The organism is Actinomadura sp. WMMA1423 (genome assembly GCF_006547145.1).
Lineage (GTDB): Bacteria > Actinomycetota > Actinomycetes > Streptosporangiales > Streptosporangiaceae > Spirillospora.
In genome coordinates, this window is sequence record NZ_CP041244.1 from 5992067 (window position 1) to 6013851 (window position 21785).

Below are 21785 nucleotides of genomic sequence, written 5' to 3' on the forward strand. Positions count from 1 at the left end.
TAGCACTTGCCCGCGGACGAGAGTTCGACGCCGCACTGCGTGCAAAACTTCGCGGGAGGCTGGTCTGGCATTGCAGTTGACCTTTCTCTAGGTTTATCTATTCGCAGGCCCGAACCCTGCTTGACAAATGCTAGCCAGTAGAATTTGGCCCTAGCAAATCCACATCGTGTGGCGTCCGTCTCATAGGGGTTTCAGTCGGGTGCCAGGCGGCAAAACGCCCGACCCTGATCCCTTCCTGAGCAGGCGACAAGGTGGGGTTATCAGTTGCACCGGACCAGCGGAGGCCGAAGCATCACAGGAGTTCGCCTCTGGCTCGGATGCGCCGGGTGTCCGCAGTGTCCACCAGCGCGAGATGGAAGTGGGACACCCTGTTGAGGCCGCGGTACTCCTGGTCAACGACCCCCGTGGCGGGGCCGGACGGGGCGGCGTGCGGCCGAAGGCGAGATGGTCAGCTCGTGCGGTAGTGGCGGCGGAGGGCGATGCCGGCGGCTACGCCGCCCGCGAGGGCGCCGGCGCCGGCGGCCGCGGGGAGGGCGATCATCGTGACCTTGCGGCCGGTGCGGAAGTCGTGGACCGGCCAGCCGTGGTCCCTGGCGTGGGCGCGCAGTTCCGCGTCCGGGTTGACGGCGTGGGGGTGGCCGACGACGGTCAGCAGCGGCAGGTCGTTGATCGAGTCGCTGTAGGCCGAGCAGCGCGCGAGGTCGAGCCCCTCGCGCTGCGCGAGGGCCCGGACGGCCTCCGCCTTCGCCGGCCCGTGCAGCAGGTTCCCGACGAGGCGGCCGGTGTAGACGCCCTCGCGGGTCTCGGCGACCGTGCCGAGCGCGCCGGTGAGCCCGAGCCGGTGCGCGATCGTGCGGGCGACCTCGACGGGCGTGGCGGTGACGAGCCACACCTGCTGGCCCGAGTCGAGGTGCTGGAGGGCGAGGGTCCGGGTGCCGTGCCAGATGCGGTCGGCCATGACCTCGTCGTAGATCTCCTCGCTCAGCTTGACGATGCCGCTGACCTTCTGCCCGGCGACGAACGCGAGCGCGGCCTCCTTCGCGCTGCCGATGTGCTCGGAGTTCTCGCTGCCGCGCAGGCGGAACGCCGCCTGCCCCCAGGCGAACATGGCGAGGTCGCGCATGGTGAAGAGCTTGCGGGAGGCGAGACCGCGCGCGAAGTAGTAGATGGACGCGCCGCGCATCATCGTGTTGTCGACGTCGAAGAACGCCGCCGCGGTGGGATCGGGCGCGGGGAGCGGGGCGAACTCGGCCGCCGCGGCGGCGGCCACCTGCCCCGCGCTCTTGTGGTCCTCGTCCCTGCCGCGCCCCCAGAACCCGGGCTGCCAGAATCGCCGCATGAGGCGAACTCTAGTCAACCGCCTCCCCGCCGCCGTCCCCGCGGGCGTGATTGCGACAGTCCTCACCCCTGTCGCTCGCGGCCGCCATCAGCCGCTCGCGCAGCACGGCACGGAACCGCGGGTCCGGCCCCGCGGCGCTCTCCCCCAGCCGGGCCAGCGCGCTCCCCTGCTCCGCGATCTTTCCCCGCTTCGTCAACACCGAGTTCTCACTGGCCGCTCCCTTGCGGACTCCAGGCGCGAACGCGCTCCTGCCCGCTTGAACGATCGGACGGTGGGCCGGGTTACGGCCCGAAAGTTAATTGATCAACTAACCGGCGGGCACCTGCCGGGCCCGGTAGAGACTACGGCCCGGGCCGCGACGGCCGCGGCCGTCGCGGTGGACTCGGGCGGGCTCGACGGACGGCGCGGTCAACCGCGCAGGTCGTCAGGGAGCATGCGGGCCAGCGAGCGGACCGCGCGGTACTGCAGCGCCTTGATGGCGCCCGGCTTCCTGTCCATGATCAGCGCGGTCTCGGCGACCGACAGCCCGTGCAGGAAGCGCAGCACGACGCACTCCTGCTGCTCGGAGTTCAGCCGCCGGACGGCCCGCAGCAGGGTCCGGTTGGTCATCGCGTCCAGGACGGCCCGCTCCGGCCCCTCCTGGGGACGGTCCGGCTCGATCAGCTGGGCGGTGCAGACCTCCAGCCGGTACCGGCCGGACTTGAAGTGGTCGGCGACGAGGTTCCGGGCGATCGTGACGAGCCAGGCGCCGAAGTCCTTGCCCTGCCAGTGGAAGTCGCAGATGCGGCGGAGGGCCCGCAGGAACGTCTCGCTGGTGATGTCCTCGGCGAGCTGATGCGTCCCCACCCGGTAGTAGACGTACCGGTAGACGAGCTCGACGTAGTGGTCGTAGAGGGAGCCGAACGCCTCGGCGTCGCCGTCGCGCGCCCGCAGGACCAGCGCCTTGAGCACCTCGGCCCGGTCGGCGGCCCGGTCGGCGTCGCGGTCCGGGCTCCGGTCGGCGACGCGTCCGGGCCGGGTGAGAGAACCCCGGGGATGCCGAGGAAGCGGGATTACCCCGGCATCGAGGGTCAAGCTGCTCATGCAGTTCTCCTCGGGGCGTACGCGACCTCCGGCGTGAAGTGCCACTCTAGATACCGAAAGGGACGCGAGGCAATGGGCGTTCCTCGGCCGCGGTTACCCGTCGGCCCCCCGCATCGGGCACCATGGGGCGCGATGGTCGATGCTCTTCTCGCGTTGCTGGCGACCCTTGGTGCCCTGGCGGCCACCGGGTTGCTGGTTCAGCGCGCCTACAAGGACCGGCTGCTCTACCTGATCGCCTGGTCGTTCACGCAGGTCGGGCTGACGCTCGCGCTGCTGTCCATGAGCCTCGGCTTCATGATGGGCTTCAACGGCGTGTTCTTCCGCGTCATGGAGCTCGGCGCGGCGCTGATCGGGCCGGTCTGGCTCGCCCTCGGCATGATCGAGCTGATCGCCCGGTACGTGCAGGTCCGGTTCGCCGCCTGGCTGTTCACGATCTCCTACACGGTCGTCGCGATCGTCATCCTGGTCCTCGACCCGCTCAAGGGCTCGCTCGGCAAGAGCCTGCCGAAGCCCAACTCCACCTACGACGCGCTGCCGCTGCTGCTGATCGACGGCGCGCACGTCGTCGCGGTCCTCGCGCTCGCGGGGTGCACCGGCGTGACGGCGTGGCTGGCCAGCAAGCGCGACCAGGAGGCGGCGGAGCTGCTCATCCCGGTGGCGCTGGTCGCCCTCGCGGGCGTCCTGGTCGTCAGCGGCACCCGCGGGTTCCTGCCCGCGCCGCTCGCGCTGATCGCGCTCGGCGCCGCCGCGGGCCTCGTCTGGTACGGGTCGATGCGCACCATCCCCGTCTACGACGAGGACGGCGAGGGCTACGACGAGTACGGCGACGAGTACCGCGAGGAGCCCGCGACCGGCTACGAGCAGCAGGGCTACCCCCAGCGCGCCAAGGCCGAGCCGGTCGCGGCGCCGGTCCCGCCCCCGGACCCCCGGCGCGGCGAGCTGCGCTTCCCCGAGCCCGCGTCGGAGGAGCTGCGCTTCCCCGAGAACACGAGCATCCCCGAGAACACCGGCGTCCCGGAGCGTCCCGCCTACCCGGCGAACCCGGCCGGGCCCACGGCGATCGACGGGCCCCTCGGCGGGCCGCTCGACCGCTCCCCGCTCGCCGGGCTGGCCAAGCCGGGCGCGCTCGGCGGCGAGCTGGCGAACGCGTGCGGCCAGATCACCGTCTACACGCTGCTGGACGGGCGCGAGGGCGCCTTCGACCGGCTCGCCGCCGACCTCGTCAAGGCCGCGCTGGCGACCGAGCCCGACACGCTGATCTTCGCCTGCCACGAGGTGGTCGGCGGCCCCACGCAGCGGATCTTCTACCAGCTGTTCCGGGACGAGGCCGCGTTCGCCGCGCACCGCCGGCAGCCGCACCTGCAGCGCTTCCTCGCCGAGTCGCGCACCCACGTGATCGCGACGAACGTGATCGAGCTGAAGCTCGGCTCGGCCAAGGTGCCGCTCCCGGCCCCGGAGTTCCCCGGAAGGTGACATGCCGCGCGAGATCATGATCACGCTGCTCGGCAAGCCGGGCTGCCACCTGTGCGAGGACGCCCGCGCGGTGGTCGAGCGCGTCGCCCGCGACCTGGACGTGCCGTGGGAGGAGCGCGACATCACGCAGTCGGAGCAGGACACCGAGCAGTATTGGGAGCAGATCCCCGTCACGCTGATCAACGGCGTCCAGCACGACTTCTGGCGCGTCGACGAGAAGCGCCTCCGCGCGGCGATCGCGAACCTCCGCTAGCCCGCCGCAGGCCCGCCGGGGCGGCCGGGATGTCTGGTGGGTCACATCCCGGCGATCTCTATCATCTCGGCCTTATGCTGAGAAGTCCCTGATGGGTGGCTTTTCGGAGATGTTGGTCGGACCGGGCGCCGTCCGCGGAGCCGGGGGGCGACTTTGTGCGCGTATTCACAAGGGCTTAGCCTGGGGGACACACCGTCGAGCCGAAGAGCAGGCCGTGACACCTCGACAGAACCGCCACCGCGACCGCGCGGGCCGCGGCATCCCCGAAGCCACCGTGGCGCGGCTCCCGGTCTACCTGCGGGCCCTCACCGGACTCCAGGATCGCGGCGTCGCCACCGTCTCCTCCGAGGAGCTCGCGGCCGCGGCCGGCGTCAACTCGGCCAAGCTCCGCAAGGACCTGTCCCACCTCGGCTCCTACGGGACCCGCGGCGTCGGCTACGAGGTGGAGTACCTCGTCTACCAGATCTCCCGCGAGCTCGGCCTCACCCAGGACTGGGTCGTCGCGATCATCGGGGTCGGCAACCTCGGCCGCGCCCTGGCCGGCTACGGCGGTTTCGCCTCCCGCGGCTTCCGCGTGGCGGGCCTGCTGGACGCCGACGAGTCCATCGTCGGACAGGAGATCTCCGGCATGACGGTGCAGCACATCGACGGCCTGGAGGACATGATCGCCGGGCACGGGGTGTCCATCGCCGTGATCGCGACCCCGGCCGGCGCCGCCCAGGGGGTGTGCGACCGCGTCGTGGCCGCCGGCGTGACGAGCGTTCTGAACTTCGCCCCGGTGGTGCTGTCGGTACCCGACGGGGTGGACGTGCGCAAGGTCGACCTGTCCATTGAGCTGCAGATCCTCGCGTTCCACGAGCAGCGCAAGGCCGGCGGTCCCGACGGCTTCGCGCCGCTGGCGGCCGCCGAGTCCACACCCGGCGCTGCGCAATACGTGGAAACGGTGGAAGCATGAGGGGGTCGAACCCGGGGGCGTGGAGGGTCGTCCCCCCGCCGGCGGCAGTCAGGAGTGAAGCGGAGCAAGGGGCGCCGGCAGGCGCCTCCTCACCAGGAGCTCGCACGGCGCGGGTGGGCGGAGACGCGGAAGACCCTGGAGACGGGAAATGAGCATTCTGGTCGTGGGCCTCAGCCACCGAAGCGCGCCCGTGGCGGTGCTGGAGCGGGCGGCGGTGGCCGGTGACGATCTCCTCAAGCTGCTGCACGCCGTGCACGCGTCCGCGAACGTCGCCGAGGCCGCCATCGTCTCGACCTGCAACCGGGTCGAGATCTACGCGGTCGTGGACAAGTTCCACGGCGGCGTCTCGGCGGTCTCGGAGCTGCTGGCCCTGCACTCGGGCGTCCCGATGGACGACCTGTCGCGGCACCTGTACGTCCACTACGAGGAGCGCGCCGTCCAGCACGCGTTCGCGGTGGCGTGCGGGCTGGAGTCGATGGTCGTCGGCGAGGGGCAGATCCTCGGGCAGATCCGGCAGGCGTTCCGGCTGGCCCAGGAGGAGGGCACGCTCGGCCGTGACCTGCACGACGTCCTGCAGCAGTCGCTGCGGGTGGGCAAGCGCGCCCACCACGAGACCGGCATCGACAAGGCCGGCGCGTCGCTGGTCAGCGTGGGCCTGGACGTCGCCGTCCGGCACCTCGGCCCGCTGAGCGGCGTCCGCGCGCTGGTGGTCGGCGCCGGTTCGATGAGCTCGCTGGCCGCGGCCACGCTGAGCCGTGCCGGAGCGCGCGAGGTCGTGGTCGCCAACCGGACCCCCGCGCGGGCGCGGCGCCTAGCGGAGTCGCTGGAGGTCCCCTCCCGCGCGATCGACCTGGCGGACCTGGACGCCGCCCTCGCCGAGGCCGACCTCGTGGTGTCGTGCACCGGCGCCACCGGCCTGGTGATCACCGCCGAGCAGCTCGCGGCCCAGGGGGCCGGCGCCGACGGACGGCGCCGGTTCCTCCTCGACCTGGCGCTGCCCCACGACGTGGACCGCGACGTCCGCGACCTGCCGGGCGTCGAGCTGGCCGGTCTCGACGACCTGCGTACCGCGCAGGAGGCCGCGGAGGCCATCGGCCCGGAGGCGGTCGAGGCCGCGCGGCGGATCGTGTGCACCGAGGTCGAGGCGTTCCTCAGCGCCGCCCGCGCCGCCGCCGTGGCGCCGACCGTCGTCGCGCTGCGCAGCAAGGCCGCCGAGGTCGTGGAGGCCGAGCTGGCCCGGCTGAGCGGGCGGGTGCCCGAGATGGACGTCCGGGCCCGCCGGGAGATCGAGCAGACCGTGCGGCGCGTGGTGGACAAGCTGCTCCACGCGCCGACCGTCCGGGTCAAGGAGCTGGCGGCGGCGCCGGGCGGCGACTCCTACGCCGACGCGCTGCGCGAGCTGTTCGACCTGGACCCGAAGGCCCCTGAGGCGGTGGCCCGCGCCGACATCCGCGAACCCGACGCCCTCGACGCGGCGGTCCCCGGACCGGCCGTGCCCGAGTCGCCCGTCCGCGGCGCGGCCGTCCGCGAGGCCGGCGTCCGGCAGCCGGACCAGGAGTGCGCCGACGCCGACTGCGTCAGCCCCGGCTCCGCGCCGGGCCGGGACGCGGTGTCGGACGCGGTGACCGATGCGGTGTCCGACGCGATGTCGGACGGTGTGAACGTCGAGACGGTGAACGCGCAGGCCGCGAGCGTACGGGCGGTCAGCGCCCGGGACGCCGTCCCGGCGCACGAAGGAGACGAGACGTGAGTACGGGGAGCAGGGGCCCGCTTCGGCTGGGCACCCGCAAGAGCCTGATGGCCACGACCCAGTCGCAGGGCGTCGCCGACACGTTGTCCGAGCTCACGGGGCATGCCGTCGAGCTGGTCGGGGTAACGACGCAAGGTGATGTGTCCAAGGCCCTGCTCGCCCAGATCGGTGGGACGGGCGTGTTCGTCAACGCCCTGCGCGACAAGGTGCTGTCCGGCGAGGTGGACTTCGCGGTGCACTCGCTGAAGGACCTGCCGACGGCCGAGACGCCCGGGATCGTCCTCGCGGCCACCCCGGTCCGCGACGACCCCCGCGACGCTCTGTGCGGGCCCTCCAAACTCGCCGACCTGCCGCGCGGCGCGCGGATCGGCACGGGTTCGCCGCGCCGGGTCGCGCAGCTGCGCGCGCTCCGCCCGGACCTGGAGATCGTCCCGATCCGCGGCAACGCCGACACCCGGCTCCGCAAGGTCACCGACGGCGAGCTCGACGCGGTGGTGCTGGCGTACGCGGGCCTCAAGCGGATCGGCCGGCTGGACGCGGTCGGCGAGGTCTTCGACCCCGACCAGATGCTCCCCGCCCCCGGGCAGGGCGCGCTCGCGCTCGAATGCCGCGCCGACCGCGACGACCTCCGGGCCCTGCTTGGAACGGTCGACGACCCCGCGACCCGGCGCACCGTCACCGCCGAGCGGACGGTGCTGGCCGTGCTGGAGGCGGGTTGCTCGGCGCCCGTGGGAACATACGCTGCCGAAGTAGATGAAAGGCTGCATCTGACGGCGACCGTCGCGGCGTACGACGGCGGCAGGCAGGTGCGGCTGTCCGCAAGCGGCCACCCGGATGACGCCGAGCGGCTCGGACGCGACCTCGCGGCCCGGCTTCTCGCGCAGGGGGCCGACCAGTTGATGGGGGAGCGCGAGTGAGCCCCGCCGCGAAGAGCACCACGTCCAAGAGCAGCACGTCCAAGACCGGCACGGGCAAGAGCAGCACGGCCGGGGGCACGGCCTCCGCACCGGCCGCGCCGCACCGGACGTCCGGTCCGGGGACGGTCGCGATCGTCGGCATGGGCCCGGGCGACCCCGGCCTGCTGACCCTGCGCGCCGCCGCCGAGCTGGAACGCGCCGACACCGTCATCGTGAGCCGGGCCCACTGCCCGGCCGAGATCCTGACCCACTGCCGCCCGGACGCCGAGATCCTCGACACGGCCGACGGCGACCCGGTGAAGCTCGCCGCGCGGGCCGCCAAGGCGGGCCGCAGGGTCGTCCGGCTGTTCCGCGGCGATCCCGGGGTGGCCTGCAACTACGCCGCCGAGGGCGGTGCGCTGGCCAAGGCCGGGGTCCCGTTCGAGGTGGTGCCCGGCGTCTCCTCCGTGACCGCCGTGCCCGGCTACGCGGGCATCCCGCTGACCGACGCCGCGAACCGCGAGATCCGCGTCGTCGACGCCTCCGAGGGCGGCGTCGACTGGGAGCGGTTCGCCGCCCCGGACACCACCCTGGTCGTCCTCGGCGCGGAGGGCGCGGTAGCCGAGGTGGCCAAGGGCCTGGTGGCGGCGGGACGGCCCGACACCACCCCGGCCGCGATGACCAGCCTCGGCACCACCACCGAGCAGGAGACCGTCGTCTCGACGCTCGCCAGGCTCGCCGCCGACACCAAGGGCATGGACGCGCCCGCCCTGATCGTCGTCGGCGACGTGGTGAACTGGCGCGACAGGCTGTCCTGGTTCGAGACCAAGCCGCTGTTCGGCTGGCGGGTCCTCGTGCCGCGCACCAAGGAGCAGGCGGCGTCGCTGTCGGACCAGCTCCGCGGGTACGGGGCCGTCCCGGACGAGGTCCCGACGATCTCGGTCGAGCCGCCGCGCACCCCGCAGCAGATGGACCGGGCCGTGAAGGGCCTCGTCACCGGCCGGTACGAGTGGGTGGTGTTCACCTCCACCAACGCCGTGAAGGCGATCCGGGAGAAGTTCACCGACTACGGCTTGGACGCCCGCGCGTTCGCCGGCCTGAAGGTCGCCGCCGTCGGGGAGCAGACCGCCGCCGCGCTGGTCGAGTTCGGCGTCGTCCCCGACCTGACCCCGTCCGGGGAGCAGTCCGGCGAGGGCCTCGCGCGGGAGTGGCCGCCCTACGACGAGGACCTCGACCCCATCAACCGGGTCCTGCTGCCGCGCGCCGACATCGCCACCGACGTGCTCATCGCCCGGCTGACCGAACTCGGCTGGGAGTGCGAGGACGTGACCGCCTACCGGACGGTCCGGGCCGCGCCGCCGCCCGCGCCGATCCGCGAGGCGATCAAGGGCGGCGGGTTCGACGCCGTGCTGTTCACCTCGTCCTCCACGGTGAAGAACCTGATCGGCATCGCGGGCAAGCCCCACAACGTCACCGTGATCGCGGTGATCGGGCCGCAGACGGCCAAGACTGCCGAGGAGTACGGCCTGCGGGTCGACGTCATGGCCGAGAAGCCGTCGGTGTCGGCCCTCGCGGAGGCGCTCGCGGAGTACGGTGCCACGCGCAGGGCGGCCCAGATCGAGGCGGGGGACCCCCTCCGCAAGCCCAGCCAGATGCGCCGGGGCGCCCGGCGCCGGAAGTAGACCCGCACCCGGACACACAACCGAGGAATCATGTCTGCACAGTTCCCCGTCGCACGCCCGCGGCGGCTGCGGCGCACGCCCGCGCTCCGCAGGCTCGTCGCCGAGACCCGGCTCAGCCCCGCCGACCTCGTTCTGCCGGTGTTCGTCAAGGAGGGCATCTCCGAGCCGCAGCCGGTCGCGTCCATGCCGGGCGTGTTCCAGCACACCCGCGACAGCCTGCGCAAGGCCGCGCACGAGGCGGCCGAGGCCGGCGTCGGCGGCCTCATCCTGTTCGGCATCCCCGCCGAGAAGGACGGCACCGGCTCGGCCGCCGACGACCCGGACGGCATCGTCCAGCTCGCGCTGCGCGACCTGGCGTCCGACCTCGGCGACGCGACCGTGATCATGACCGACCTGTGCCTGGACGAGTACACCGACCACGGGCACTGCGGCATCCTCACCGAGTCCGGCGAGATCGACAACGACGCCACGCTGGAGCGGTACGCCTCCATCGCCCTGGCCCAGGCCGAGGCGGGCGCGGCGGTCGTCGGCCCCTCCGGGATGATGGACGGCCAGGTCGGCGCGATCCGCCAGGCCCTCGACGGCGCCGGGTACTCCGAGACCGCGATCCTGGGGTACTCGGTGAAGTACGCCTCCGCCTACTACGGCCCGTTCCGGGACGCCGCCGAGTGCGCCCCCCGGTTCGGCGACCGGTCCACGCACCAGCAGGACCCGGCCAACGCCGACGAGTCGCTCCGCGAGGTCTTCCTCGACCTCGACGAGGGCGCCGACATGGTCATGGTCAAGCCCGCCGGCGCCTACCTCGACATCGTGCGCCGCGTCCGCGACGCCGTCGACGTGCCCGTGGTCGCCTACCAGGTGAGCGGCGAGTACGCGATGATCGAGGCCGCCGCCGAGAAGGGCTGGATCGACCGGGAGCGCACGATCATGGAGTCGCTGCTGTCGATCCGCCGCGCCGGGGCCGACATAGCCCTCACCTACTGGGCCACCGAGGTCGCCCGCCGGCTGGCCTAGACGCCGTGTTTATTCAGTCCCGGCCCACTTCGCTCGCCTTGGGGCTCGCTGCGTGACCGTGCCTGGGCGAACGCGGCATCGCTTCGCGATCTGCCCGGTTCCGCTCGCCTTCGGCTTCGCTCCACCGGGCAGGTCACGCGTTCGCGCGCGGGGCTGAGGCCACTTCGCGACGACCCCTCTAGCCCCCTTGTCCCGCCGGTCCCTCCGCTCTCTAGTCACTTAGGGTCGTTTCCCGGGGTTGCCGTGCCCGGCGTTCACCCCGGCGGGCATCATCGTTGACCAGGAACCCACGTGCGACCTTGGGTATTTGGGGGGCGGAGATGCTGGCGGTCTCGGGGAGCAGAAGGCAGCGGGCGGCGCGCGACCGGATGGCCGCGGCGGCACGGGAGTACGCCGATCTGGGCTGGCCCTGCTTTCCCGGAGCCCACCCCCCGTCCGGCGGCGACCGGGCGTGCTCGTGCGACCGGCTCGGCTGCCCCGACCCGGGCGCGCATCCGGTGTCGGCCGCCTGGGCGCACCAGGCCAGCGTAGACGCCGGCACGATCAAACGATGGTGGGACGAGCGGCCCCAGGCCAACATCATCCTGCCGACGGGCCGGGTGTTCGACGTGTTCGACGTACCGGCCGCGGCCGGGACCATCGCCCTCGACCGGATCGCACGGGAGAACCTCCCCGTCGGTCCGGTCGCGTCGTTCGGGGGCGACCGGCACCTGTTCTTCGTCGCCACGCGCGGCGCCCCCGTCGACGAGGACGAGTGGTGGTCCTGCCAGCTGGACTGCTCCCCGGAGAACGTCGACGAGACCCCGGGGATGCGGTGGCACTGCCGCGACAGCTACGTCGTCGCGCCGCCGTCCGTCCTGCCGTACGGGCGCGAGGCGGCCTGGCTGCGCCCCCCGTCCCGCGACCCCCTCCCCGACCCGCTGCGCCTCCTGGAGGTCCTCTCAGACGCCTGTGAAGGCAGGTAGTTTTCTCAGTCCCGGCCCACTTCGCTCGCCTTGGGGCTGTGTTTTCAACAGTCCCGGCCCACTTCGCTCGCCTTGGGGCTCGCTGCGTGACCGGGCCTGGGCGAACGCGGCATCGCTTCGCGATCTGCCCGGTTCCGCTCGCCTCCGGCTTCGCTCCACCGGGCAGGTCACGCGTTCGCGTGCGTGGCCGAGGTCTCTTCGAGGCAGGGACCCCTGGCCGCACCGCTCGATGCGCCAACGACGGGAGAGCGCGAACGCCCCGGGCGCGAACGCCCCGGGCGCGGCCGACCCGGGGCGCGGTCGACTGGGGCGTGGCCGACCGGACCACGGCCGACCGGACCACGGCCGACCGGACCACGGCCGACCGGGCGCGTACGACCCGGGTGCGGTCGGCTGGAGCGGGGTTGACCGGGGGTGCGGCCGAGTCGAGTGCGGTCGGGTGGGTTAGTGGGGGGGCTGGATGGCGGGCTTGCGGGCCCAGGCGCTGTAGGAGCCGCGCTGCATCTGGTTGCGGCCCTTCTCGGGGCCGGCGCGCACCCAGAACTTCACGGGGCGGAAACCGGCGTCGAGCTTGATGGCGAACGCGATCTGCTGCGCGCCCGTCGCCCGCGACATCTGCGTGTACAGGGGGCCGACTCCGGGGTCCTGCGCCAGCTTCGCCGCGGGCGCCTCGCCCTCGTAGATCGCTCCAGACTTGCTGAGCTTGGTCGCCGAGCGCAGCAGCGCCGTCAGGTTCGCGACCGAGCCGCCCTGGCGGACCTGGTCGGCGACGGCCGGGTAGCCGCGCCCGCCGAGCGCCGACTGCCGCCACTTCTTGCCCGCGCGGACGTACAGCCGGTCCTGCACGATGACGGCCCGTACGGGCTTGCGGGCCGCGCCGGTCCCCGCCAGCGTGAGCGTGTAGGACGGCGTTCCGCCCTGGACCGTCCCGATCGTCCCCTGACCGCTGGCCGGGAAGGCGCAGCAGCCGGTCTGGCGGTAGCTGAACGCGGCGCCGGGGGTCTTGGCGACGGCCTGGTCGATGCGGGCGACGAGCGGCGCGGGGTCGACGCCGCCGACCGGCAGCGTCGGCTGCGGGCTGCTGCTCTGCGCGGGCGTCGGCTCGGGCGGCTGCTTGTCGCCGCCCAGCGACGTGCCGCCCTTGAGCATGACCGCCGCGCCGGCCCCGGCGGCGACGACCGCCGCGACGGCGACGGCTGCGACCACCCAGCGCGTCCGGGACTTTCCGCCGCCCTGCTTTCCGGTGACGACCGGGGTGCGGCCGCTGCTGCGGGACGGCTTCGGCTTCGGCGGTTCGGGCTGCTGGGCCGCCTGCCCGGCGAGCTCGGTGAGGCGGCCGCGGCCCTGCGCCTCCCAGGACGGCCCGTAGGCGGAGACGGCGGCGTCCTCCAGCGCGCCGAGGAAGTCGGCGGCCGACTTCGGGCGCTCCTCCGGCTCCTTGGCCAGCCCCTGGTGGATCAGGTCGCGCAGCGGGCCCGGCACCTCGTCGGCGGGGATCGGCGCCTCGCGGTGCTGCCGCGCCATGTTGCGGCCCGCGTACGGGGGCCGTCCGGTGAGGCACTCGTAGAAGATCGCGGTGGCGGCGTACAGGTCGGTGGCGACCGTGGCGGGCGCGCCGTCCCACAGCTCGGGCGCGGCGTACTGCGGGGCGAGCTGCGCCTCGGTGCCCGCGGCCGCCGTCGCGAAGTCGGTGAGCCGGGCGTTGCCCTCGCCGTCGACCAGGATGTTCGCCGGACGCATCGAGCCGTGGACGACGCCCTGCTCGTGCGCGACGGCGAGGCCGAGGAGCGTCCCGCCCAGCATCGACAGCGCCGCGAGGGGGCCGCTCGGGCCCTGCGCGGCGACCATGCGCCGCAGGCTCACGCCCTCGACGTACTGCGTCACGATGGCGGCGCCGTCGGCGGTCTCCACGAAGTCGTAGAAGTCGACCACGTTCGGGTCCTCCAGCTGGGACAGGTCCCGTGCCGCCACGCGGAAGCGCGCGAGAAACGCCTCGTCGGCGCCGAGCGCCGGGTCGAGGTATTTGATCGCGACCCGCGTGCCGGTCATGTCGTCGACCGCCAGCACCACCCGGCCCGAGGCTCCGCCGCCCAGTTCGCGTTCGTGGGTGAAGCCCGGGACCGTCCAGCCGTTGACCACGGTGAAAGCCATCCCTCCGATGTCGTACTTGGTGGAATATCGGCCCATACGCCGCCGGGTCAAGGCAAGTCGCCGAACTGCAACTGAGAGACTGCAACCGTGACTGACATCGATCGCTCCCGGCAGTTGTTCGACCGTTCCGCCGCCGTTGTCCCCGGCGGCGTCAACTCCCCGGTCCGCGCCTTCGGCGCCGTTGGCGGAACGCCCCGTTTCATGGCGTCCGGGCGTGGTCCGTACCTTACCGACGCTGACGGCAATACCTATGTCGATCTGGTGTGTTCGTGGGGTCCGATGATCCTCGGGCACGCGCACCCGGCCGTCGTCGACGCGGTGCGGGACGCCGCCGGGCGCGGCACGTCCTACGGCGCGCCGACCGAGGGCGAGGTGGAGCTCGCCGAGGAGATCGTGTCCCGCACCCCGGCGGCGAAGGTCCGGCTGGTCAACTCGGGGACCGAGGCGACGATGTCGGCGATCCGGCTGGCCCGCGGGTTCACCGGGCGCACCAAGATCATGAAGTTCGCGGGCTGCTACCACGGGCACGTGGACTCGCTGCTCGCCGCGGCGGGCTCCGGCGTCGCCACGTTCGGGCTCCCCGACACGCCGGGCGTGACCGGCGCCACAACGGCCGACACGCTGATCCTCCCCTACAACGACGTCGCGGCCGTGGAGACGGCCTTCCACGACCACGGCAACGACCTCGCCTGCGTCATCACCGAGGCCGTGCCGTGCAACATGGGCGTGGTCCCGCCGCTGACCGGGTTCAACGCGCTGCTGAAGCGGCTGTGCGAGCGGTACGGCGCGCTCCTGGTGATCGACGAGGTCCTCACCGGGTTCCGCGCGTCGCGCTCCGGGTGGTTCGGGATCGAGGGCGTGCCCGGCGACCTGGTGACGTTCGGCAAGGTGATGGGCGGCGGGCTGCCCGCCGCCGCGTTCGGCGGGCGCGCCGACGTCATGGACCACCTCGCCCCCGCCGGGCCCGTCTACCAGGCCGGCACCCTGTCGGGGAACCCGCTGGCCACCGCCGCCGGGCTCGCCACCCTCCGGCACGCCACCGACGAGGTCTACGCCGCGATCGACCGCTCGGCCGAGATCGTGTCCAAGGCCGCGTCCGAGGCGCTGGAGCGCGAGGGCGTCCCGCACACGCTGCAGAACGCGGGCAACCTCTTCTCGATCTTCTTCACCGACGGCGCGGTGGGCGACTTCGCCGCCGCCCAGCGGCAGGACCCCAAGCCCTACGCGGCCTTCTTCCACGCCGCGCTGGAGCACGGCGTGTACCTGCCGCCTTCGGCGTACGAGGTGTGGTTCCTGTCGGCAGCGCACGACGAGGAGGCGCTGGAGCGCGTCCTCGAGGCCCTACCGCACGCCGCCCGCGCCGCCGCCCAGGCGACGCCGTCCTAGAACGGCAGGGCGCGGAACGCCCTCAGGGCGGCGACGACCGATTCGGGGCGCGGTGCGTGCAGGGGAGCGCGCACCGCGGGGTCGTCGATCACCCCCTCGTCGGCGAGGCACGCCTTGAGGACGGCCGGGGACGGCTCGCAGAACAGCGCCTCCGCCATGGGAAGCAGGGCGTTGTGGAAGGTCAGCGCCCGCGCGGCGTTCCCCTCCCGCGTGGCCCGCGCCATGGCCGCGTAGGCGGCCGGGGCGAGGCAGGCGCACGCGGCGACGCCGCCCGCCGCACCGAGTTGGAGCATGGGGTAGATGTAGGCGTCGTCCCCGGAAAGGATCGCCTTGCCGGGGTTGGCGGCCAGCACGGCGAGGGTGTCCTGGTCGATCGCGCCCGCGCAGTGCTTCATCCCGACGACGCAGTCGAGCGCGAGGATCGCCAGGAGCGCGTCGGCCGACAGCGGCTTGGCCGTCCGGTACGGCACGTTGTAGGGGATCAGCGGGACGTCCACGGCGGCGCCGACGGCGGCGAAGTGGTCGATGACGCCCTCGTCCGACGGCCGCAGGTAGTACGGGACGACGACGAGCAGCGCGTCGGCCAGGGGAGCGCGCTCGCGGGCCTGCCGGATCGAGTCCTCGGTGCCGATCGTGCCGGCGCCCACCGTCAGGGGCGTCCCGTGCTCGATCGAGACGGCGCGGCACACCTCCAGCACCGTCCGCTGCTCGGCGGCGCTCAGCAGGGCGGCCTCGCCGGTGGTGCCGAGCGCGACCAGCCCGTCCGCGCCGTTCTCCAGGCAGTGGCGGGCGAGGCGTTCGAGGGACTTGGCGTCCACCTCGCCGGAGCGGGTGAACGGCGTGACGAGCGACGCGTGGATTCCGTGCATGGATCTCACCTCGTTCGGGCCGGCCGGGCGGCCGGAGCGGGGGACGCCGACGGCGCGGCCGGTTCGACCGGCGTGGACTGTTCGATCGGCGCGGCGGGTTCGACCGGTGGGGGCGGTGCGGCCGCCACGGCCGGCGCGGGCGGGACGGGCACCCCGCGGCCGCGGAACCGGACGCTGCCGACCGCGACCCCCGCGATGATCAGAGCGGCCCCGCCCAGCCGCGTCGCGTTCACGTGCTCGCCCAGCAGCAGCGCCGCCGAGACGAGCCCGAACGGCGGGACGAGCAGCGAGTACATGGCGACCGTGCCGGCCTCGTACCGGCGGATCAGCCACGCCCATCCGCCGAAGCAGAACAGCGTGGCGACGTAGGCGATGAACGCCATCGAGGCGACCCCGGCGAGCGAGAGGTCGCGCGCCGCCTCCGGCACGGCCCCCGGCCCCTCGAAGATCAGCGAGAGGGCGAGCAGGGGGAGCGGCGGGACGAGCGACATCCACACCATGAACGCGAACGCGTCGACCGGCTCCCCGGTGGACTGGTTCATCCCCCGCATCGCGACGTTCGCCAGACCCCAGGCGGCCGCGCCGCCGAGGCAGACCAGGAACGCCCCCACCGGGCTTCCGCCCTCCCCCTGCGCGAAGCCGAGCAGCGTGACGCCGGCGAACGCGACGACCATCCCGGCGACCTGGCGGCGGCCGACGCGCTCGCCCAGCAGCAGGCCCGCGAACAGCGCCGTGAAGATCGCCTGCACCTGGAGCACGACCGAGGCCAGACCGGCGGGCATGCCCATGCTCATGCCGAGGAAGAGCAGGCCGAACTGCCCCACGCCGAGCGGGACGCCGACCAGGACGAACCAGCGGGCGGCGACCGGCGGGCGGCGGACGAGGAAGACCGCGGGCACCGCCGCGGCGGTGAACCGCAGCGCGGCCATGAGCAGCGGCGGGAGGTCGTCCAGGGCCACCTTGATGGGCACGAAGTTGAAGCCCCAGAGGGCGGCGATCAGGGTGGCCAGCAGGACGTGGCGCGATTTCATGCCTCGATCGTGAGGAAACACTCGCTTTAGGACAAGCGAGAACTTCTTGACACCTCGTTTTAGTATTGCTTCATGCTTGATCTGGAACGCCTGCGCGCTCTGCACTCGGTGGCGACCTACGGTTCGGTCAGCGCCGCCGCGGACGTCCTGCACGTCACCACGTCGGCGGTGTCCCAGCAGCTCGCCAAGCTGGAGCGCGAGACGGGGCAGAAGCTCCTCGAACGCAACGGCCGCGGCGTCCGCCTCACCGACGCCGCCGAGCTGCTCGTCGCGCACGCCGAGCGGATCCTCTCGCTCGTCGAGCAGGCGCAGGCCGACCTGGAGGCGCACCGAGGCTCGGTCGTCGGTCAGCTCACCGTGGCCGCGTTCCCCACCGCGATCCGCGGGCTGATGCCCGCCGCGCTGCAGGCCCTACGCGCCGACCACCCCGAGCTGCGCGTCCTGCTCCGCGAGGAGGACCCCATGCGCAGCATGCCGCTCGTCCTGCGCGGCGACTTCGACATGGCGGTGGTCCAGGACTGGAACAACGAGCCGCTCCCGCTCCCCGAGGGCCTGCACAAGGGCGTCATCTGCGAGGACGTCGCCGACGTGGCGATGCCGGAGGACCACGATCTGGCCGGCCGCGACACGGTCGACCTCAAAGAGCTCGCCGGGGACACCTGGATCAGTTCCTCGCCCGACAGCATCTGCTGCGACTGGCTGCTGCGCACGCTGCGCGCCATCGACAGCGAGCCCAAGATCGACCATATGGCCTACGAGTTCGCCACCCAGCTCTCCCTGGTCGCCGGGGGGCTCGGCAACGCCATCCTGCCCCGCCTCGGCCGCTGCGACGTCCCGCCCGGCGTCGCGATCGTCCCGCTGTCGGCCCCGATGTCGCGCCGCGTCTACGCCGTCTGGCGCGAGGAGGCCGCCCGCCGCCCCGCGATCCGCGCCGCCGTGAACGCCCTGCGCGCCGCCGTGCCCGACGTCCCGTCCGACGTCCTGTCCGCCGTCCCGTCCGCCGGTCGCGGGGAGGAGGCGGCGACGGCGCGGGCGGGCGGCGCGGGTAATCTGGCGACGCCATGACTGAGACCACGATCGTTCACCTCCTGCGGCACGGCGAGGTGCACAACCCCGAGGGAATCCTCTACGGGCGGCTGCCCGGCTACCGCCTCAGCGAGGACGGCGTCCTCATGGCGAAGGCCGCCGCCCGGTGGTTCGGCGACCGGGACGTCACCGCGCTGTTCTCCTCGCCGATGCAGCGGGCGCTGGAGACGGCCGCTCCGCTCGCCGACGCGTTCGGCCTGCCCGTCACGGTGGACGACCGCCTGATCGAGGCCGGCAACCACTTCGAGGGGCTCACGTTCGGGATCGGCACCGGCTCGCTGCGCCGCCCAGAGCACTGGCGCCACCTCGTCAACCCGTTCCGGCCGTCCTGGGGCGAGCCGTACAAGATGCTCGCCGCCCGGATGCGCGCCGCCGTCATCAGGGCCCGGGACGCGGCGCGCGGCCACGAGGCCGTCTGCGTCAGCCACCAGCTGCCGATCTGGATCCTGCGGCTGCACGCCGAGCGCCGCAGGCTGTGGCACCACCCGGCCCGGCGGGAGTGCTCGCTGGCCAGCCTCACGAGCCTGGTGTTCGAGGGCAGCCGGCTGGTGGAGGTCTCCTACTGCGAGCCCGCGGCCGGGATCGCGAAGGGCCCCAGTGTCGCGGGTGCCTGACCGCACCGCTAAGTTGTGTACTACATCTTGTAGTACTCAACACCCTGTGCCGAGCGTTCGCGCCGGACGTCCCGAAGCGGGCGCCTCGCGCTGAACGCCGGTCGTGAACGCCTTGTACTGAAGCCCTGTAGTACCGAGGAGGGGCACGTGAACCCCCGCCGCATCTCGCCTTCCCGCGCCCCCTTCCGGGCGGGGGCCGCCGCCGCGCTCTGCGCGCTGCTCGCCGGCTGCGCCGGCACCGGCGCGGCCGACGGCGGGCCGGACGGCGGTGACAACCGCTTCATCTCCGGCAACGGCAACGTGACCGAGTACAAGCCGGCCGACCGCAAGGGCCTGTCGAACGTCGGCGGTGAGCAGCTCGACGGCAAGGCGTTCAAGCTGGCGGACCTCAAGGGCAAGGTCGTCGTGGTCAACTTCTGGGCGTCGTGGTGCGCGCCCTGCCGCGGCGAGGCGCCGTCCCTCCAGCAGGTCTACGACGAGAAGAAGGCGCAGGGCGCGGAGTTCCTCGGCGTCAACTTCAAGGACGCCAAGCCCAACGCGCAGGCGTTCGAGCGCAAGTTCAAGGTCACCTACCCCAGCCTCTTCGACGCCGACGGCCGCGTGACGCTGGCGTTCCGGGACGTCCCGCCGAGCGCGATCCCGAGCACGCTCGTCCTGGACCGGCAGGGCCGCGTCGCCGCCCGCATCATCGGCGCGACGACCTACACCAAGCTGAATCCCCTGGTCGGCAAGGTCCTCGCGGAGAAGTGAGCTCCCTGGACGAGACGGTCGTGAGCGGGTCGCTCGTGGCGGCGGCGCCGCTGGCGGCCCTCGCCGGGCTCGTCTCGTTCGCCTCGCCGTGCGTCCTGCCGCTGGTGCCGGGCTACCTGTCGTACGTGACGGGCATGACCGGCGCCGACCTCGCCGAGCAGCGGCGGGGACGGCTCCTCGCCGGGGTCCTGCTGTTCGTCGCCGGGTTCAGCGTCGTCTTCGTCAGCTACGGCGCGGTCTTCGGCGGGCTCGGCCGGTGGCTGCTGGAGTACCAGGACACGATCACCCGCGTCCTCGGCGTCATCACGATCGTCTTCGGCCTGGCGTTCATGGGGTTCGTCCCGGGCCTGCAGCGGACGGTGAAGTCGGGGCGCCTGCCGGCCGCCGGGCTCGCCGGGGCGCCGCTCCTCGGCGTCCTGTTCGGGCTGGGCTGGACGCCGTGCATCGGCCCGACGCTCGGCGCGGTGCAGGGCCTCGCGATCACCGAGGCCAGCGCCTGGCGCGGCGCGCTGCTGTCGCTGGCGTACTGCGCGGGGCTCGGCCTGCCGTTCGTGGCCACCGCGATCGCCTACCGTAGGGCACTCGGCGCGTTCGGCGCCGTGAAGCGCCACTACCCCCTGGTCATGCGGATCGGCGGGGGGATGCTCGTCCTCATCGGGGTGCTGCTCGTGAGCGGCCTGTGGGGTGACCTGACGATCGAGCTGAGGTCGTGGATCAGCGGCTTCGAACCGGTGATTTGAGATGACTGACACCAACACCGACCACGCCGGCACCGGCCGCGCCGAGGAGACCGGCACCGAGGAGACCGGCACCGAGGAGACCGGCACCGAGGAGACCGGCACCGAGGAGACCGGCACCGCCGCGCCCGCCGCGCGGCAGGCGCCGCAGGAGGTGCCGCGGCCCTCCGGCATCGGGCCGCTCGGGTGGCTGCGGTGGGGCTGGCGGCAGCTCACCACGATGCGGACCGCGCTGATCCTGCTGTTCCTGGTGGCGCTCGGCGCGGTGCCGGGCTCGATCCTGCCGCAGCGGGGCCAGGCGCCGGAGAAGGTCGCCGCGTACCTGGACGAGCACGAGACGCTCGGGCCCTGGCTCGACAGGTTCTCGATGTTCGACGTGTTCGCGGCCCCGTGGTTCGCGGCCATCTACATCCTGCTGTTCGTCTCGCTCGCCGGCTGCGTCATCCCGCGCGCCGTCAAGCACTACAGGTCGATGCGGGCCCGCCCGCCCGCGGCCCCCCGCAACCTGGCGCGGCTGCCGCAGTCGGCGGTGTACGAGACCGACGCCTCCCCGGAGGAGGTCCTCGCCGAGGCCCGCACGGCGCTGCGCGGGCGCCGCTTCCGCGTGGACGTCTCCGGCGGCGCCGCGTCCGCCGAGAAGGGCTACCTCGGCGAGACGGGCAACCTGCTCTTCCATCTCGCGCTGCTGGCCCTGCTGTTCGCGCTCGGCCTCGGCAACCTCTTCGGCTACCGGGGCAACATCCTGCTGACCGAGGGCAAGACGTTCGCCAACTCGCTCGGCCTCTACGACCAGTTCCAGCCCGGACGCGCGTTCAGCGGCGGCGAGCTGGCCCCGTTCACGATCACGCTGGACGACTTCAGGGCCGAGTACGAGGCGGAGGGTGACAAGCGCGGCCAGGCGACGTCGTTCAACGCGAAGATCCACTACCGGTCGAGCCCGGACGCCCGCAGCAAGCCCTACGACCTGCAGATCAACCATCCGCTCAAGGTCGGCGGCGCCAAGGTGTACCTGCTCGGCCACGGGTACGCGCCGGTGTTCACCGTCCGGGACGCCAAGGGGAACGTCGCCTTCCAGGACTCGGTCCCGTTCCTGGAGATGGAGCCGCGGAACCTCACGTCCGAGGGCGTCATCAAGGTCCCCGACGCCGAGCCCGACCAGCTCGCCTTCTACGCCATCCTGTGGCCGACCGCGGTGGCGAGCGAGGACGGCAAGCAGATCGTCTCGGCGTTCCCCGCCCCGATCCGCCCGGTCGTCACGATCACCGCGTTCAAGGGCGACCTCGGCCTGGACTCCGGCAGCCCCCAGTCGGTCTACAAGCTGGAGGGCGTCGGCAGGACGCTCCAGCCGGTCAAGGGCGGCCAGAAGCTGCTGGAGCCGGGGGAGAGCTTCAAGCTGCCGGACGGCGCCGGCACCGTCACCTTCGACGGCCTCAAGGAGTGGACGAGCCTGTCGGTCAACCGCGACCCGGGCCGCATCCCCGCGCTGATCGCCGCCGTCCTCGCGGTGCTCGGCGTCGCGACCTCGTTCATGGTCCGCAGGCGCAGGGTGTGGGTCCGTGCGAGCGCCGGAGAGGGCGGGCGTACGGTTGTGGAGGTCGGCGGTCTCACGCTGGGGAACCCGACCTCGGAGTTCGACGAAATCGTGACCGCGCTGCGCGGTCCGCAGGACGGGCCCGCTTCCGAGCCCGGCGAGACCGACCCCGCCGCCGACGGCCCCTCGGGTGCGGCGACCGAACCGAAGGAGTGACGAG

20 protein-coding genes are annotated in these 21785 nt (G+C 73.0%); 14 read left to right on the forward strand and 6 right to left on the reverse strand.

All coding sequences use genetic code 11. From position 1 onward, the window contains the following. Positions 1–448 precede the first annotated feature (448 nt). The 3 genes from FKD65_RS27765 to FKD65_RS27775 form a co-directional block, all read right to left on the reverse strand. Entirely contained in the window at positions 449–1339 is an 891-nt protein-coding gene (locus tag FKD65_RS27765) for an HAD family phosphatase (RefSeq protein ID WP_141580316.1), read from the reverse strand. Positions 1340–1349: 10 nt separating this feature from the next. Further along, the gene (locus FKD65_RS27770; protein WP_141580318.1) at positions 1350–1538 is read right to left on the reverse strand and encodes a hypothetical protein; all 189 of its coding nucleotides are present in this window, start codon (positions 1536–1538) and stop codon (positions 1350–1352) included. Positions 1539–1747: 209 nt separating this feature from the next. After that, complete coding sequence (locus tag FKD65_RS27775) at positions 1748–2422, reverse strand: sigma-70 family RNA polymerase sigma factor (RefSeq protein WP_141580320.1); 675 nt, start codon at positions 2420–2422, stop codon at positions 1748–1750. Between the two features lie 132 nt (positions 2423–2554). On the opposite strand from FKD65_RS27775, the gene FKD65_RS27780 reads away from it, so the two are divergent. From FKD65_RS27780 to FKD65_RS27815, 8 genes are all read left to right on the forward strand, one after another. Further along, positions 2555–3895: a putative quinol monooxygenase gene (locus FKD65_RS27780; RefSeq protein WP_141580322.1), complete on the forward strand. Its 1341-nt coding sequence runs from the start codon at positions 2555–2557 to the stop codon at positions 3893–3895. Position 3896: 1 nt separating this feature from the next. Then, positions 3897–4148, forward strand: coding sequence for a glutaredoxin family protein (locus FKD65_RS27785; protein ID WP_141580325.1), 252 nt, complete (start codon positions 3897–3899; stop codon positions 4146–4148). Between the two features lie 214 nt (positions 4149–4362). After that, a complete protein-coding gene (locus FKD65_RS27790; protein WP_141580327.1) occupies positions 4363–5103 on the forward strand; it encodes a redox-sensing transcriptional repressor Rex in 741 nt (246 codons plus the stop codon). Positions 5104–5251: 148 nt separating this feature from the next. Beyond that, the gene (locus tag FKD65_RS27795; protein ID WP_368367136.1) at positions 5252–6853 is read left to right on the forward strand and encodes a glutamyl-tRNA reductase; all 1602 of its coding nucleotides are present in this window, start codon (positions 5252–5254) and stop codon (positions 6851–6853) included. After that, a complete protein-coding gene (gene hemC / locus FKD65_RS27800) occupies positions 6850–7770 on the forward strand; it encodes a hydroxymethylbilane synthase (RefSeq protein ID WP_141580329.1) in 921 nt (306 codons plus the stop codon). The genes FKD65_RS27795 and hemC overlap by 4 nt, the downstream gene beginning before the upstream one ends. Before the next feature lie 131 nt (positions 7771–7901). Beyond that, positions 7902–9431, forward strand: coding sequence for a uroporphyrinogen-III synthase (locus FKD65_RS27805; RefSeq protein ID WP_302931619.1), 1530 nt, complete (start codon positions 7902–7904; stop codon positions 9429–9431). A 30-nt stretch (positions 9432–9461) separates the two neighbouring features. Further along, positions 9462–10445, forward strand: a complete 984-nt coding sequence (gene hemB / locus FKD65_RS27810; RefSeq protein WP_141580331.1) for a porphobilinogen synthase — start codon at positions 9462–9464, stop codon at positions 10443–10445. 320 nt (positions 10446–10765) lie between these two features. Beyond that, positions 10766–11410, forward strand: coding sequence for a bifunctional DNA primase/polymerase (locus tag FKD65_RS27815; protein ID WP_141580333.1), 645 nt, complete (start codon positions 10766–10768; stop codon positions 11408–11410). Between the two features lie 444 nt (positions 11411–11854). Here FKD65_RS27815 and FKD65_RS27820 read toward each other — a convergent pair whose 3' ends face one another. Continuing rightward, positions 11855–13561 carry a serine/threonine-protein kinase gene (locus FKD65_RS27820; protein ID WP_168221220.1) on the reverse strand — a complete coding sequence of 569 codons (1707 nt, stop codon included), beginning with the start codon at positions 13559–13561 and terminating at the stop codon, positions 11855–11857. A gap of 87 nt (positions 13562–13648) precedes the next feature. Here FKD65_RS27820 and hemL point away from each other — a divergent pair, with 87 nt between their 5' ends. Next, entirely contained in the window at positions 13649–14947 is a 1299-nt protein-coding gene (gene hemL, locus FKD65_RS27825; RefSeq protein WP_141580338.1) for a glutamate-1-semialdehyde 2,1-aminomutase, read from the forward strand. Here the strand turns inward: hemL and FKD65_RS27830 are convergent. Then, a complete protein-coding gene (locus FKD65_RS27830) occupies positions 14944–15816 on the reverse strand; it encodes a dihydrodipicolinate synthase family protein (protein WP_141580340.1) in 873 nt (290 codons plus the stop codon). The two genes, hemL and FKD65_RS27830, sit on opposite strands and share 4 nt — an antisense overlap. Before the next feature lie 5 nt (positions 15817–15821). Beyond that, positions 15822–16847, reverse strand: coding sequence for an EamA family transporter (locus FKD65_RS27835; RefSeq protein WP_141580342.1), 1026 nt, complete (start codon positions 16845–16847; stop codon positions 15822–15824). A 72-nt stretch (positions 16848–16919) separates the two neighbouring features. Here FKD65_RS27835 and FKD65_RS27840 point away from each other — a divergent pair, with 72 nt between their 5' ends. The 5 genes from FKD65_RS27840 to FKD65_RS27860 all read left to right on the forward strand — a co-directional run bounded on the left by FKD65_RS27840 (position 16920) and on the right by FKD65_RS27860 (position 21781). Next, positions 16920–17912: a LysR family transcriptional regulator gene (locus tag FKD65_RS27840; RefSeq protein WP_141580344.1), complete on the forward strand. Its 993-nt coding sequence runs from the start codon at positions 16920–16922 to the stop codon at positions 17910–17912. Continuing rightward, on the forward strand, positions 17909–18547 hold the full coding sequence (locus tag FKD65_RS27845; protein ID WP_141580346.1) for a histidine phosphatase family protein: 639 nt from the start codon (positions 17909–17911) through the stop codon (positions 18545–18547). Before FKD65_RS27840 ends, FKD65_RS27845 begins: the two co-directional genes overlap by 4 nt. Before the next feature lie 147 nt (positions 18548–18694). Then, a complete protein-coding gene (locus tag FKD65_RS27850; protein WP_240809638.1) occupies positions 18695–19297 on the forward strand; it encodes a TlpA disulfide reductase family protein in 603 nt (200 codons plus the stop codon). Beyond that, positions 19294–20037, forward strand: coding sequence for a cytochrome c biogenesis CcdA family protein (locus FKD65_RS27855; protein WP_141580348.1), 744 nt, complete (start codon positions 19294–19296; stop codon positions 20035–20037). The genes FKD65_RS27850 and FKD65_RS27855 overlap by 4 nt, the downstream gene beginning before the upstream one ends. A gap of 1 nt (position 20038) precedes the next feature. Next, complete coding sequence (locus tag FKD65_RS27860; protein WP_141580350.1) at positions 20039–21781, forward strand: cytochrome c biogenesis protein ResB; 1743 nt, start codon at positions 20039–20041, stop codon at positions 21779–21781. The last annotated feature ends 4 nt before the right edge of the window (positions 21782–21785 follow it).

What these genes read in the sequence shown, in the direction of transcription:
- FKD65_RS27765 (WP_141580316.1), bottom strand. Translation starts at nt 1,339, where the DNA reads ATGCGGCGATTCTGGCAGCCCGGGTTCTGGGGGCGCGGCAGGGACGAG.
- FKD65_RS27775 (WP_141580320.1), bottom strand. Translation starts at nt 2,422, where the DNA reads ATGAGCAGCTTGACCCTCGATGCCGGGGTAATCCCGCTTCCTCGGCAT.
- FKD65_RS27780 (WP_141580322.1), top strand. Translation starts at nt 2,555, where the DNA reads ATGGTCGATGCTCTTCTCGCGTTGCTGGCGACCCTTGGTGCCCTGGCG.
- FKD65_RS27785 (WP_141580325.1), top strand. Translation starts at nt 3,897, where the DNA reads ATGCCGCGCGAGATCATGATCACGCTGCTCGGCAAGCCGGGCTGCCAC.
- FKD65_RS27795 (WP_368367136.1), top strand. Translation starts at nt 5,252, where the DNA reads ATGAGCATTCTGGTCGTGGGCCTCAGCCACCGAAGCGCGCCCGTGGCG.
- hemB (WP_141580331.1), top strand. Translation starts at nt 9,462, where the DNA reads ATGTCTGCACAGTTCCCCGTCGCACGCCCGCGGCGGCTGCGGCGCACG.
- FKD65_RS27815 (WP_141580333.1), top strand. Translation starts at nt 10,766, where the DNA reads ATGCTGGCGGTCTCGGGGAGCAGAAGGCAGCGGGCGGCGCGCGACCGG.
- FKD65_RS27820 (WP_168221220.1), bottom strand. Translation starts at nt 13,561, where the DNA reads ATGGCTTTCACCGTGGTCAACGGCTGGACGGTCCCGGGCTTCACCCAC.
- FKD65_RS27830 (WP_141580340.1), bottom strand. Translation starts at nt 15,816, where the DNA reads ATGCACGGAATCCACGCGTCGCTCGTCACGCCGTTCACCCGCTCCGGC.
- FKD65_RS27835 (WP_141580342.1), bottom strand. Translation starts at nt 16,847, where the DNA reads ATGAAATCGCGCCACGTCCTGCTGGCCACCCTGATCGCCGCCCTCTGG.
- FKD65_RS27840 (WP_141580344.1), top strand. Translation starts at nt 16,920, where the DNA reads ATGCTTGATCTGGAACGCCTGCGCGCTCTGCACTCGGTGGCGACCTAC.
- FKD65_RS27845 (WP_141580346.1), top strand. Translation starts at nt 17,909, where the DNA reads ATGACTGAGACCACGATCGTTCACCTCCTGCGGCACGGCGAGGTGCAC.
- FKD65_RS27860 (WP_141580350.1), top strand. Translation starts at nt 20,039, where the DNA reads ATGACTGACACCAACACCGACCACGCCGGCACCGGCCGCGCCGAGGAG.